This is a genomic window from Paraburkholderia sp. PGU19, from assembly GCF_013426915.1.
In the GTDB taxonomy this organism is placed as follows: domain Bacteria; phylum Pseudomonadota; class Gammaproteobacteria; order Burkholderiales; family Burkholderiaceae; genus Paraburkholderia.
Genome location: NZ_AP023183.1, coordinates 662,981 through 676,298 on the forward strand (window position 1 = coordinate 662,981; position 13,318 = coordinate 676,298).

The 13,318-nt window shown below is 61.8% G+C and carries 13 protein-coding genes; 8 read left to right on the forward strand and 5 right to left on the reverse strand.

The features are described from left to right. The first annotated feature begins 190 nt into the window (after window positions 1–190). Window positions 191–616 (forward strand): nucleoside-diphosphate kinase, encoded by a 426-nt coding sequence (gene ndk / locus H1204_RS50070; protein WP_180736538.1) that lies wholly within the window; start codon window positions 191–193, stop codon window positions 614–616. Between the two features lie 168 nt (window positions 617–784). On the opposite strand, the gene H1204_RS50075 is transcribed toward ndk, so the two are convergent. From H1204_RS50075 to H1204_RS50095, 5 genes are all read right to left on the reverse strand, one after another. Continuing rightward, window positions 785–1,186: a hypothetical protein gene (locus H1204_RS50075; RefSeq protein ID WP_180736539.1), complete on the reverse strand. Its 402-nt coding sequence runs from the start codon at window positions 1,184–1,186 to the stop codon at window positions 785–787. A gap of 78 nt (window positions 1,187–1,264) precedes the next feature. Continuing rightward, window positions 1,265–1,519 carry a hypothetical protein gene (locus H1204_RS50080; protein ID WP_180736540.1) on the reverse strand — a complete coding sequence of 85 codons (255 nt, stop codon included), beginning with the start codon at window positions 1,517–1,519 and terminating at the stop codon, window positions 1,265–1,267. A gap of 111 nt (window positions 1,520–1,630) precedes the next feature. Then, complete coding sequence (gene groL, locus H1204_RS50085; RefSeq protein WP_180736541.1) at window positions 1,631–3,250, reverse strand: chaperonin GroEL; 1,620 nt, start codon at window positions 3,248–3,250, stop codon at window positions 1,631–1,633. A gap of 64 nt (window positions 3,251–3,314) precedes the next feature. Further along, complete coding sequence (locus H1204_RS50090) at window positions 3,315–3,629, reverse strand: co-chaperone GroES (RefSeq protein WP_180736542.1); 315 nt, start codon at window positions 3,627–3,629, stop codon at window positions 3,315–3,317. Between the two features lie 167 nt (window positions 3,630–3,796). Then, window positions 3,797–4,435: a diguanylate cyclase gene (locus tag H1204_RS50095; protein ID WP_180736543.1), complete on the reverse strand. Its 639-nt coding sequence runs from the start codon at window positions 4,433–4,435 to the stop codon at window positions 3,797–3,799. A 551-nt stretch (window positions 4,436–4,986) separates the two neighbouring features. Between H1204_RS50095 and H1204_RS52540 the strand changes: the two genes are divergently transcribed. The 7 genes from H1204_RS52540 to H1204_RS50130 all read left to right on the forward strand — a co-directional run bounded on the left by H1204_RS52540 (window position 4,987) and on the right by H1204_RS50130 (window position 13,275). Continuing rightward, window positions 4,987–5,292: a hypothetical protein gene (locus tag H1204_RS52540; RefSeq protein ID WP_243469163.1), complete on the forward strand. Its 306-nt coding sequence runs from the start codon at window positions 4,987–4,989 to the stop codon at window positions 5,290–5,292. A 242-nt stretch (window positions 5,293–5,534) separates the two neighbouring features. Beyond that, on the forward strand, window positions 5,535–5,777 hold the full coding sequence (locus tag H1204_RS50105; protein WP_180736544.1) for a hypothetical protein: 243 nt from the start codon (window positions 5,535–5,537) through the stop codon (window positions 5,775–5,777). A gap of 204 nt (window positions 5,778–5,981) precedes the next feature. Continuing rightward, complete coding sequence (locus tag H1204_RS52545; protein WP_243469164.1) at window positions 5,982–6,764, forward strand: hypothetical protein; 783 nt, start codon at window positions 5,982–5,984, stop codon at window positions 6,762–6,764. Window positions 6,765–6,848: 84 nt separating this feature from the next. Further along, window positions 6,849–7,154 (forward strand): DNA-binding protein, encoded by a 306-nt coding sequence (locus H1204_RS52905; RefSeq protein ID WP_274608328.1) that lies wholly within the window; start codon window positions 6,849–6,851, stop codon window positions 7,152–7,154. Window positions 7,155–7,771: 617 nt separating this feature from the next. Next, a complete protein-coding gene (locus H1204_RS50120; RefSeq protein WP_180736545.1) occupies window positions 7,772–9,070 on the forward strand; it encodes an ATP-grasp domain-containing protein in 1,299 nt (432 codons plus the stop codon). Window positions 9,071–9,080: 10 nt separating this feature from the next. Continuing rightward, window positions 9,081–11,780 (forward strand): CoA-binding protein, encoded by a 2,700-nt coding sequence (locus H1204_RS50125; protein ID WP_180736546.1) that lies wholly within the window; start codon window positions 9,081–9,083, stop codon window positions 11,778–11,780. A 196-nt stretch (window positions 11,781–11,976) separates the two neighbouring features. Further along, window positions 11,977–13,275 (forward strand): MFS transporter, encoded by a 1,299-nt coding sequence (locus tag H1204_RS50130; RefSeq protein ID WP_180736547.1) that lies wholly within the window; start codon window positions 11,977–11,979, stop codon window positions 13,273–13,275. Window positions 13,276–13,318 lie beyond the last annotated feature (43 nt).

Genomic DNA, 13,318 nt, shown 5'->3' on the forward strand with positions numbered 1-13,318 from the left:
GCGAACGCTTGTCCGCGTCCACGGTGCTCATGTGGCCGATAGGCAGAAGTAGGCTGGCCGCCCCGTTCACATATGGTTGCACGTTCTTCAACCGGCAAGATCGGAGCTGGAAATGAAGCAGTTTTCACTCGCAACCTTAACCGGGGCCGAAGGGACGATCGTGCTAGACATCGCATTTCCTGGAGTTTCTATGGCGATCGAACGCACCCTGTCGATTATCAAGCCGGACGCAGTGTCCAGGAACGTGATCGGCCAGATCTACAGCCGCTTCGAAAACGCTGGCCTGAAGATCGTGGCGTCGCGCATGGTTCATCTGTCGCGCGCTGACGCAGAGAAGTTCTACGCTGTGCACGCAGCGCGCCCGTTCTTCAGGGATCTGGTCGAATTCATGTGCTCCGGCCCGGTGCAGGTTCAGGTTCTGGAAGGCGAAAACGCGATCCTGAAGAATCGTGAACTGATGGGGGCAACGGATCCGAAGAAGGCCGACAAGGGCACGATCCGCGCTGACTTCGCCGACAGCATCGGCGCTAATGCGGTTCACGGTTCGGACGCTCCCGCGACGGCAGCTGTCGAAATCGCATTCTTCTTCCCGGAAATCAATGTCTACTCGCGCTAGTCCAGATAGTCGCCTGATAGGCCAGCAGTAAAAGCGGCAGGAGCTCGGCGCGAGCGGAATGGCAGGATTCGAAACGAGCATCCAACCTTCAACCGTCCCAGAAAAGAGCGCTCCGCCTCTGCGATCTGCGAGCGTACATGCCCCGGCGCAGGTATGGACTGATGGCGGTTAGCCAGCCGAGGTGGAAGGGTCGTTACGGAAACGCATGAAACTAGCGGCTCCCCATTTTGACGCATACCGCACAGCGTCGCCCTTCGAGCCTGGTTGAATCTCACACCAGAATTCCTGATGACGGGCACCGACGCGACGAGCCGCCTCGTAGCGGTGAAAGTGACCGGCGAGCCAGAACCTGCAGCCATCAAAGAAGACCGTCATCGCCGGCCGCCCCGCGCGCATTGACCCGCAGCCGATGGCAGTCATGGCTTCCTCCAGCGCCGCGTCGTCCAGGGACTCCCTGGCGGAAAGCTCATCAGCAACAGAGAGCTGTGAAAACTTCAGGTAGTCCCTGCAAAGCACGCCAGCGGGAAGCCTGACCGATAACGGGACGGGCGAATGGGGATTGCCGGGCATCGTGATGTCTGGTTCTGCGGGACAGCGGGGCGGCTGTGAGATGGGCGCGTGCCGCCACAACCACCTGTTGGGGGCAGTTCATTCTTCAGCCATGAGATGGCGGATGACCAGCGCCGGATCGGCGATGTCCAGGATCAGCCGGCGAAGGATGCGCCTGCGCATGTGCTCCTCGTCGAGCGTCCAGGGCGCGCCCTTCTCGCTGAGATAGCGCGCGAGGGCGTCCCGGTTGTCCACACCGGCGGGAAGGTCGAGGCGCACAGCAAGCAGTCCCGCCACGACGTCATCGATCTCGATGTCGAGCGGTTTTGAGTCAATGCGAAGTTCAAGTTTCATGTCTGTCCCCGGGTAAAAGCGGCGCCGCATGACGGAGACAGTGTGCGGCGCCAAAGTGAGTGCGCCGCCCGTGAGGGTGGGTCGGCGCATGCAGGACCTACGACTGCATCATTACTCGAGTGCCGGTGCGGCGGACTGGACCGGCTTCTCTTCCTTCGGGGCTTCGGCGACCGTCGCGTCCGTCGTCAGGATCAGCCCGGCAATCGATGCGGCGTTCTGCAGCGCCGTGCGCGTGACCTTGGTGGGATCGACCACGCCCGCCTCAACGAGATCGCCGTATTCGCCGGTAGCCGCGTTGTAGCCGAAGTTGCCCTGACCTTCGAGCACCTTCGCGATAACCACCGAGGGTTCGTCGCCGGCATTCGAGGCGATTACGCGCAGTGGCGCTTCGAGCGCGCGCAGCACGATATGAATGCCTGCGTCCTGATCACTGTTGGCACCCCGCAGGCTGGTCACCGCCGCGCGCGCGCGTAGCAGCGCCACGCCGCCACCCGGCACGATGCCTTCCTCGACCGCCGCGCGCGTGGCATGCAGCGCGTCGTCGACGCGGTCCTTCTTTTCCTTCATCTCGACTTCGGTTGCAGCCCCGACCCTGATGACGGCCACGCCGCCCGCGAGCTTCGCCACGCGCTCCTGCAGTTTCTCGCGGTCGTAGTCGCTCGTCGCCTCTTCGCTCTGCACGCGAATGGACTTCACGCGAGCTTCAATGCGCTGCGTGTCGCCCGTACCGTCGATAATGATCGTGTCGTCCTTGCGCACCTCAACGCGCTTTGCGCGGCCGAGATCTTCGAGCGTGGCCTTCTCGAGCTGCTTGCCTGTTTCCTCCGAAATGACGGTTGCGCCAGTCAGGATGGCGATATCCTCGAGCATGGCCTTGCGCCGGTCGCCAAACCCTGGTGCCTTGACGGCCGCCACCTTCAGGATGCCGCGCATCGCGTTGACCACCAGCGTGGCCAGTGCCTCGCCGTCGATATCTTCCGCGACGATCAGCAGCGGCTTGCCTGCCTTGGAGGTCGCTTCGAGCACGGGCAGCAGATCGCGGATATTCGACATCTTCCTGTCGTGGAGCAGGATCAACGCGTCGTCGAGATGCGCGGCCTGCTTCTCGGGATCGTTAATGAAATACGGGCTGATGTAGCCGCGATCGAACTGCATGCCCTCGACCACATCGAGCTCGTTCTCAAGCGACTTGCCGTCCTCGACCGTAATGACGCCTTCCTTGCCGACCTTCTCCATCGCGTCGGCGATGATTTTCCCGATCGCCTCGTCGGAATTCGCCGAGATGGCGCCCACCTGCGCGATTTCCCGGTTCGTCGAAATCGGCTTCGAGAGCTTGCGCAGTTCATCAAGCACGGCAGTCACGGCCTTGTCGATGCCGCGCTTGAGGTCCATCGGATTCAGGCCGGCGGCGACATGCTTCATGCCTTCCTGCACGATCGCCTGCGCGAGCACGGTGGCTGTGGTGGTCCCGTCGCCCGCCACATCGGCCGTTTTCGATGCGACCTGCTTGACGATCTGCGCGCCCATGTTCTCGAAGCGGTCCTTCAGCTCGATTTCCTTCGCGACGGACACGCCATCCTTGGTGATGGTCGGCGCGCCGAAGCTGCGCTCGATCAGCACGTTCCGGCCTTTCGGCCCGAGCGTCACCTTCACGGCATCTGCGAGGACGTTTACGCCCTTGACGATACGGGCGCGGGCGCTGTCATGAAATCTGACGTCTTTTGCACTCATGTTGTTGCTCCAGATAAAGTCGTTGACGTGTAGAACATCGGATGTTCGCAACTGGCTATAGATCTCAGGCCGCCTTGCGGCTGACGGTATCGGCTTCGAGGACGCCCATGACGTCCTCCTCGCGCATGACGAGCAATTCTTCGCCATCGACCTTCACCGTCTGGCCTGCGTACTTACCGAAGAGAACCCGGTCACCGAATTTCAGCTGTAGCGCGCGCAGCGTTCCATCCTGCAGCAGGCGGCCGCTGCCGACCGCGACGACTTCACCCTGTTCCGGCTTTTCTGCCGCCGAGTCGGGAATCACGATGCCCGAGGCTGTCGTCCGCTGCGTCTCGATTCGCTTGACGATAACCCGGTCGTAGAGGGGACGAATCTGCATTTCCATCTCCTGAGCGATTAAAGGATCACCAATAAGGGAATCCGGCTGCGATAACGGCGCGTGAAGCGCCACGGTTGCAGCCGTACCAGTGTCTGGCGGGACACGAAATAGAGGCGCCTGCCGCGGTCTTCAAGTGGACGGAAATTCGCTATATGTAACAAATTGTTTCAACGAAAAAGCAGGATGCGACGGACGGCGCCCAGGCGATAAACGGTGCGGCCGCGCCCATCCGGGCCGCGAGGCTCAGGCTGCACGGGACAGGGTGGCTGGCGTCCGCCATCTGCATCCAGGGTGTCGTCCGGTTCATTGAGCGTGCGCCACAATCCGCCCTTGACGGGCCGGAACAGCCACCGCAGATAGCCTATGCGCGCGGCAAGCTGCATCAGTCCGGCGCGATCGGTTTCCTCATCGAGAGACTGCGGGTCGCGCGTTACGTCCTCTCCATAGTCGCCAAACGCCTGACGGCACGCGAGCGCCTCAGCGGCGCCGGCGCCGATCATGTTGCAGCCGCGCCGCTCGACCCGCTCGACCTCCCACGCACCCGATTGCCAGGCGGCATCAAGCAGCATGGCGTCCACTGTCTCGAAACTGCGCCAGGGCGCATTGAACTGGAAGGCCGATCCCGGTACCGGTCGCGGCGGGAGCTCAACGCCGGGCAGGACAAGCGGTGTGGCGCGCCGGAAACCGTGCCAGTGGAGTATCGCAAGGAGCGGCGTATTCACCAGGGCAGCGGCCGTGACCGTGACGGCAAAAAGAGGCAGGCGCACGCTGTCCATCTGTTTCTGAAGCGTATCGAAAAGGTCCATGAAGCCTCCCGGGTGACATGTTGCAGGGCCTCTTGAAATTTCCGTCCCTTGCGCTATTTTATTCATCGCTCAGGCAGTCGCGATTAGCGCTGCGTGTTTCGATTTGTTTGCCGGTGGAGCTTCTCCATCGACGGACGGACTGGAGCGCGTGATCCGGTTCGTTCGTCGTGAGAGGCCCCGGCTTAAATGGCTTGAGGGACCGGTCATGAGCAACTTTTCTTCAGCACCGTTCGGCGCAGCGACTTCGATCGGCGACGACGGCGAAAACTCAGTGTCCTTGCGCGCTATCGTGGGAGCCTGCGCGCGATGCGCAGCGAAAGGCCTTCTCGCCGTGACGTCGACAGCACCGACGACAGCGTCGGGAACCTCGCGTCTGCGCCGGGGCGGGCGATCGCCCCCGCAGTAATCGCCTGTCGCGGGACGTGCCGGTGCGCTTCTTCGCATGACAGCACCACATTGCATCGCACCGCGCCCCTTGTACGGCGTGCACTGTGCATTGTTTTTCTGCACCGTGCCCGTGTTATCCAAGCCATGTTTTACGGGAGACGGAAATGCTCAGCCCACACGAATTTGCGACGCTGATGCTGGTCCGCCAGGCGCCGGACCAGCTCGACATGGATCGCGCCGAGCTCGACGCGCTGCTTGAACGCCAACTGGCCATGCTGGAACATTGCGCCTCGGGCACACGCCGCGCGTACCTGACCGGCAAGGGCAGAACGTTCCTCGACGCGCTTCACCCGGACGACATATCAGGAAAGCGGAAGACTCCCGGCAACGGCAGTGGGGAACGCCTGAAGACACCCTACGCGCCGGGTGGCCACACGACCGATATCGTGGTGCCGGGACTCGTGAGCTGAATGGCTGCGCGATCGCAACGATGACCTTGTCGTCCCGCCGTGACGCACGGCCGCGAGGTCACCGGGGCAGCCTGCGTAGACTCGCGGCGACGGCATGCCGTCGTAGTAGCGTGTTCGCGCATTGCCGGTCACCTGGGCACGCGGCGCCATGCGGAATGCCGTGTGCTACAGGAACGGCAGCAAACCTGCGTCGCCTTGAGCGCTTCCGGCGCGCGGCGCGACGCTTTTGCCGGAGGTGTCATATGCAAACGGACAAAGTGATTGAGTATCACGGCTGCGAGGTCCGGCCGGTGGTAACACCCACCGGGAAGGGCCGCTACGCGGCAGCGGCCATTGTCACCGACCGGGTCGGCGATACTCGCACGCTCGGCGTCGATGGGGACTTTGCCAACGCCCAGGAGGCACGCGATGAAGCGCTGGAACTTGCCGTCGCATGGATCCAGCAACGTTCGGTCGTTTCGGAACGGTATGTCCGACGGATCTAGCACGCCGTTCGGCAAACCCTGGCTGAATCGAGTTGGACACTAACGGAATTCACGGTCAATCCGATTCCGGTTCGATGCCTCTGGAACCGTCTGGGCTGAAGTCACCACGAAGGAGAAAGAAAGACGGACACCGCAATCATCGTCCCCTCGGAAGCAGAGCTTTTTGAATGCATCAAGCTCCTGCTCTTCAGCGTTAACCTGCCGGTGCAGCGTCTGGAAGCCGACGTCGACGATATTGGACGCTTCACCGCGCCGGATGTTCGCTCACCGCAGCTGCGCCTCATTGAAGCCATGCCCCCGCTTACGCCCGCTGCCGAAGCCATCGTGCGTGCCATGATCCGTGCATACGGCATTGAGCTGTTTGGGAGCGGCAGTGCGAATGCCGCGCTGCGCGCCATGATCAAGGCCGGACCTGTCAAGTTTGGACAGACCGCTTTGACGTTGGGGCCAGACGCGCTCTTGCCGGAGCGTGCCCGTACGCTCGTTGCGGAGTTCAACCGCATTTTTGAGCGCTACCTGAAAGCGACTTCTCGCAGGCCCGCTATATTCTTTCGGCGATTGGCCTGCCGGTTAGCCTCAACAGGCTTCGGAAATTACGTCGATCTAGTGCGACTAGAATCACAAGTCGTCCTGATCAAATTGGACCCGATCCGAGGCACTGAACGGCACCTCGTCTATGGTCTTTCCTTGATGCAGCAAATGAGCTGCGCCCGCGCCGCGCCACATCTTCGGTGGGCGCGCCACGCGCGCTGCATCCTTTTTGTCGCAGCGCTTGTCACCCTGCAAGCTGCTACCACGTTTAATGGGCATAAATATGGGCTCAGGCTGCCCAATTTTGAATACAACCTGGCGTCTCAAGACGGATTGCGCCGAGTCGAGCTGTACAGTTCCGTCCATGGTGGTGCCGGGGGCTGGCATGCGCAGCACGCAGCCAGCAGCGCGACCTATTCGTACTCGTCGTCTGGTCGCCTGAGGGATTTTCGGTAGTCACATTCGATAAACGGCAATTATCCAATGTGACTTTCCCGCCACCAGAACAGACATTGACTCGCCGCATCGGCACAAATTTGCATATTACGTAATCCAGTACGATATTCGAGCCAGGCAACAGATGGCCCAACTGGTCTGACCCGCGTAGAGGTGAAACGTGCCCGCGACGCACTCGTCGCGCAGGGGCAGCACGCATCGATCGATGCGATAAGTATCGCGCTCGGCAACACCGGGTCGAAAACGACGATCCCCCGGCACCTGAAGGCAGGCAACAATCAGCTCGCGGGTAGAGGAGCTTGCGCGCGCACGAGAGTCGCTGGGATCAATGTCGGAGGAACGGACGAAGCTTGCCGCGCAAGCCGACGCTTACCAGTTGCTGCTAGGTGATTATCGGGTACGGCTTGGCACCGCACCAGGCGGATAACGATAGCAATATTTACATAAAGCGCAGTTTCCCGCTGTATCCACAACCACAAGACTTATGCAGAGCGCCACCCCCGGCTTCGACGCGAGCCTGGTCGGCCAGTGCCGGCAAAGGGTCGTCGTCTGCAGACGTTACTCCCACCGTGTTCAGCAAATCGGTTCAGATCTCGGAAGACCGGTACTGCCAATAGTGAGAAGCGGGCCACAACGACGCAGCAGCCACGCTCGAATTGATAACTTATGAACATCAATGCATCCAAAAATCGCACTTCTCATTTCGGACGTCTTGAGCAAATATCGATTCTCAAGACGTTCATAACACGCATCGACTGAGAACGCATCGGAGACAGGCGCGAAGCGCAGACCAGCGCTTTGCCGCATCCAAGTGCAGGCCTCGATCAAGGTCGCCGCCTACCGTCGCCGACGCACATCTCGACTGATCCACTTCGCTGTGTGAATCCTGCCGCCGCTTTCGAGCGCGTCCACGGCAGCGGAGCAACTCGCGCCCGCCGCAGCGAGCCGAACGAATACGTGGTGCCTGCTTCAATCGTCACTTCTTTTAAATTCAGGAGACACTTCACATGCAGATCACCGGAATGTTGCACGGCGCACGCCTGCTGCAATTTGTCGGCTTTCCGTCCAGCGAGGTGCTGGGCCCCGGCGCCAGCGAGGAAGAGATCAAGTCACTCATCGACCGACACGGTCAGATATTCATCAAACCGGTGTTCAAGGGCGGCGTGGGCAAGAAAGGCAAAGCCGGCCTGCTCGGCCGCGCGACAGATCTCAAGACGGCGCTCGCGGAAAAAGAACGGCTGTACTTTGCCGAGCACGTTGTAGGGCATGTGAGGGCCAAGGCGAACGGCGTGACGTTCGAAGCGGGTGTACCCGCCAAACACGAAGTCTACTTTTCGATCACCGATTCCACGCGCTTTCGCGCTCCCACCATGACGCTGTCGCACATGGGCGGAATGGACATCGAGGAGGTCGATCCAAAGCACGTCGCGATGGTGCCGTTCGATGCGCTGACCGGACTGAAGGCGTTCGTCGTAGCGAATGCGCTGAGCGAGATCGGCGCGCCGCGTGAAATCATCTCGCCGCTCGTGCAGCAATTACCGAAGCTCTGGGAACTCTTCCATGATTTCGGCATGACAACGCTCGAACTGAACCCGATCCGCATGCGCGAAGATAAAAAGGGGCGTCTCACGCCCGTGGCATGCGACTTCAAGTGCGGATTCGATCGCGACGATCCGCGTTTCTCGCGGCTCGGTCTCCCGCCCCATCTCTTCGCCGCTGACTACTCGGATTTCGAGCAGGAGATCAATCAGCTTCGCACGCACCAGGGACAAAGCGATGTGTACGTGATCAACGATAAGGGAACCATCCTCGCGCCCACCTTCGGCGGCGGCGCGAACTCGCTCGTCACGGAAATGCTGGGCGACGCAGCCATCATCTCGTCGGACTTCGGCGGCAATCCTCCGTACGAGAAGATGAAGGAAGTGGCGCGCATCTGCTTCCGGCACTGGCTCAAGCAGTCGAACGTGCTATTCATCATCGGCGGCAAGTCGAACAACACCGACATCTACGAAACCTTGCGCGCGATGGCCGATGCGCTGCGCGAGCACTTCAGCGAGCACGGTCCGACACCGCTCTACGTCGTCCTCGGGCGCGGCGGTCCCAACCTGGTGCGCGGCATGTCCACACTGCGCGATACCTGCGATGCGCTCGGCCTGCCTTACCGCCTCTTCGGTTTCGACTCCGACATCAGCGAAGTCATCCAGTACGCACGCAAGGCCGATGCATGGATGCAGGCGGGTGGACGCCCGCAGGTCGCAGCGCGCATCGGCGCACGCGACACTCAATCGCAAATGGCATCGGCCTGAGGAGATCGACATGCACAAACAAGGCAACAGCCACTTCAAATACTTCGTCGGGATACAGTCGCTGGCGGACATCGCTACCCGTGAAGATCGCGTCTGCGTGCTCAATATCCTGGGCGGCGAGTCGTCCGATGTGACGCCGGTGAGTCACGCCTTCTCGGGCGCGAATGTGGTGTTCGGCACGGCGCCCGGCAAAGGCGGACAGGTGCTCGCAACGCCCGTGGGCGACATTCCTGTCTTCAACAATGTGCGGGAGGGCCTGGAAGCCGGCCATAGGTTCAACTGCGGCGTCGTGTATCTGCCACCTTCCGCCGCGCGCGACGGCGTGGCCGAGCTGATCCGCGTGAATCCGGATCTGCGCAAGATCTTCATCATTACGGAGAAGATTGCCGTGCACGACGCGCGTGAGATCCGCGCGATGGGACAACAGGCGGGCATCGACATCTTCGGCGCAAACGGGCTGGGCGTCGCGGACTCATGGCAGCGCGTGCGGATCGGCGGCGCGCTCGGCGGTGACGATCCGGGCGCCACACTGCGGCAGGGATCGATCGCGATCTTCTCGAACTCCGGCGGCTTCAGCACCACGATCGCCCAGTATCTGCGCATGAGCGGCTGGGGCACATCGACCGTCATTTCCAGCGGAAAGGACGTCTACATCCACTATGCCGCGCCAGAATTCGCGTTTGCCCTTGCCAACGACGCGCGCAGCAAGGCCGCCGTCCTGTACTGCGAGCCGGGCGGATACTACGAGGCCGACGCGCACTTCAACAAGCCCGTGGTCGCGTGCGTAGTGGGCCGCTGGAAAAGCGGTCTCACGCGCGCAGTCGGACATGCGGGCGCGATGGCGGGCGGCGCCGACGATGCGCTCGCGAAGGAACGCTGGTTCAAGGAGAAGTTCGGCGTCGAACGGCTCTTCACGCCCGACGATCCGTGCTGCTCGGCGAAGGGGGCGGTGGTGACGAACATCGCCCATATTCCTGCCGCGCTCACGGCGGTGATGCGCGCGAATGCAACGATGCCCGACTTCGAGCCCGAAGGTAGCCTCGCACTCAAGCCGTGGTTCGGCTCGGATCAGGGGCTCGATCTGCCTGACGATCTCGCGCTTGCAGTCGTGAGAGCGGTAGCCCCGTATGACGAACAGGTCGCGCGGGTGAATGACCAGATCGGGGCGATCCCGCCTCGGCAGCCGTTGAAGGACGCCTCGGGCGCCTCGCAGATGGACGCCAGGACTCAGGTCAGCAGCCTGCACGGCGTATCGATGCTCGAAGCGGCGACGCATTCCTTCGAAGCGAACGTGTGCCTCGCACTGTTACACGAGTTCGGCGGCGCAAACGACGAGAAGCTCATCGACGTCGCGGTCGGCGCGGCAGTGAACCTATACGGCACGCCTGAACTGGCGGCGGCGCAAGCGGCACGAGAAGCGGGTAACGCACCCAACGCGGTGCTTGCCGCCGCAGCGGCGATCGTCGGGCCGAACCGCCAGCGCGCGGCGCGCGAGGCGGCGAGGCTGATGATCGACCGGTTCGCCGCTGCGAAACTCGCGGACGCGTTCGATCGCGATTTCGACGTCGACGCGATAGACACTGAAGGCAGCGCTGTACTTTTCTCCGACGGACCCGACGCGAAGGCGCAAGCCATGCTCGCTGGGCTCGCCGCCCGCGGCGTGAGTTCGGTATTCGTCCGGTGGGTTGCCGACGGCCCGGGGTATCCGCGCGCGGACGCCGTGCTCGCGGCGATCACGACGACACTCGTCTGGGGCCCGCTCATGCGCAAGCGCATCTCGCGTCTGACGGCGGAGAACCTGCCATGGTGGACGAAGCTCTTCGGCACGCTGATCGGCGCCTCGGCGGACGCGTCGCGCCACCATCCCGACAGCTTCTGCGATCTTTCCACGGAAGCATTGCTCGGCGAACGCTCATTGACGGAAACCGCGTTCGCGGCACTGCTCGGCCTGAAGCCATCCGATGACGACCTGTTCGCATTCAGCACGCTAACCGGATTGCTGCTCACGAACGGACCCGGCGCGATCTCGGCGCAGGGCGCGAAGGGCGCGGTGTCCGCTGACGGCCCCGAATCGCCCGAACGCGTGCAACTGAACAAGGCGCTGACAGGCTTTCTCACGCACACCGGCTATACGCACGGCGGCAACGGCTATGAAGGTATCGCGTTTCTCAACGAGGCGTTTCGCGACAGCGGCCTCGACGATCCTGCCAACGCGCAACACGGCGTTGACCTCGACGCGCTCGCGCGGCGTTCCGTTGAGCACTACGCACAGTACAAGGCCCGTCAGAAGCATGTGGGCAGCCTCGACATCGCCAAACTGCCGGGCGTGAATCACCCGGTGTTCAAGGACAAGCCGGTCAATCACGATCCACGCGAGGTGTTCATCGCCGGGCTTTACGAGAGGCGAGGCGAGTACAACGCGTTTCATGCGTACTACCGTGCGCTGGTACAGGCATTGTTCGACGCGGGCGTCTCGCGCACCGTCTACTGCGTCAATGTCGATGCTGTGATCGCCGCGCTGCTTCTGAAGATGCTGTGGCAGCCGCTTAGACGCGGCGACATCAGCGAGGCGGATCTCGAAACCGCAGCGTTCACGATCTTTCTGTACCCACGCATGCTCGGCTGTGCCGCGGAAATCGACGATCACCTCAACCGTGGTCGCAATATGGACACACGTACACCCGCTTCACAGTGTTGCTTCGTGGCCTGACGGCTGCCATCTGAAGCACCGCCGGGCACTGGTTCAACCCTGACGCACGGCGGACTCGCAGGTTATATGGATTGATAACTGTAAGACATCAATCGTTCAGAAAATTGCACTTATCGTTTCGGCGGCCATGACCCAACATATACGAAATGACAAAGAGCGCATGGCCGCATATTTCGGAATTTCAGGAGACACATCGATGCACCCCTCACCCTCTACCCTTTCGCCGGGGCATTCAAAGGCTGCAGCGGTCTTCCGGGTAACGGCCGGAAACTTTCTGGAGCAGTTCGACTTTTTTCTGTTCGGCTTCTATGCCACACAAATCGCCAACGTCTTTTTTCCGGCCGGAAGCGAATTTGCGTCGTTGATGATGACATTCGCGGTTTTCGGCGCGGGTTTTCTCATGCGCCCGCTGGGCGCCATCGTGCTCGGTGCGTACATCGACGACGTCGGCCGTCGCAAGGGTCTCATCGTCACGCTCTCCATCATGGCAAGCGGCACCATCCTGATTGCGTTCGTACCGGGCTACACGACGATCGGCCTTCTGGCGCCGGTGCTGGTGCTCGTCGGCCGGCTGCTGCAGGGCTTCTCGGCAGGCGCGGAGCTGGGTGGCGTGTCGGTTTATCTCGCCGAAATGGCTACACCCGGCCGTAAAGGCTTCTTCACGAGCTGGCAGTCCGCGAGCCAGCAGGTGGCGATTGTCGTGGCCGCGGCGCTTGGCTTCGCGCTCAACCAGTCGCTGAACACAGCAGCCATTGCGGCGTGGGGATGGCGGGTTCCGTTCTTCGTCGGCTGCATGATCGTGCCGTTCATCTTCATGCTGCGTCGCAATCTCGAGGAAACTCAGGAATTCAAGGCGCGCCAGCATCGTCCGAGCATGAACGAAGTGTTCCGCACGCTCGTCCAGAACTGGCCCGTCGTGATCGCTGGCATGATGCTGGTCGCAATGACAACCGCGAGCTTCTATCTCATCACGGTCTACGCGCCGACTTTCGGCAAGACGGTCCTGCATTTGAGCACTGCGGACAGTTTGCTCGTGACCCTGTGTGTCGCCGTGTCGAACTTCATCTGGCTCCCGATCGGCGGAGCGCTCTCCGACAGGATCGGCCGCCGGCCGCTCCTCGTCACCATGACGTTACTCGCCATCGCGACCGCCTACCCGGCGCTATCGCTGCTCGCGCACGCACCGAGCTTCGTCAACATGCTGCTCGCGCTACTGTGGCTCTCGTTCATGTACGGCATCTATAACGGCGCGATGGTCGTCGCGCTCACGGAAGTGATGCCGGTTCAGGTACGCGTTGCGGGCTTCTCGCTCGCCTATAGCCTCGCGACGGCGGTGTTCGGGGGATTCACGCCAGCGATTTCGACAGCGCTCATTCACATGACGGGCGACAAGGCCGCACCTGGCTACTGGATGAGCTTCGCCGCAGCGTGCGCGCTTTTGGCGACGTTCGCACTCTATCGCAGGCGCGCAGCAACGCTGACGCCGGCGCATTAAAGCGCATGTCGTTGTACTAGCGTCCATTACCTGCTATCTGACA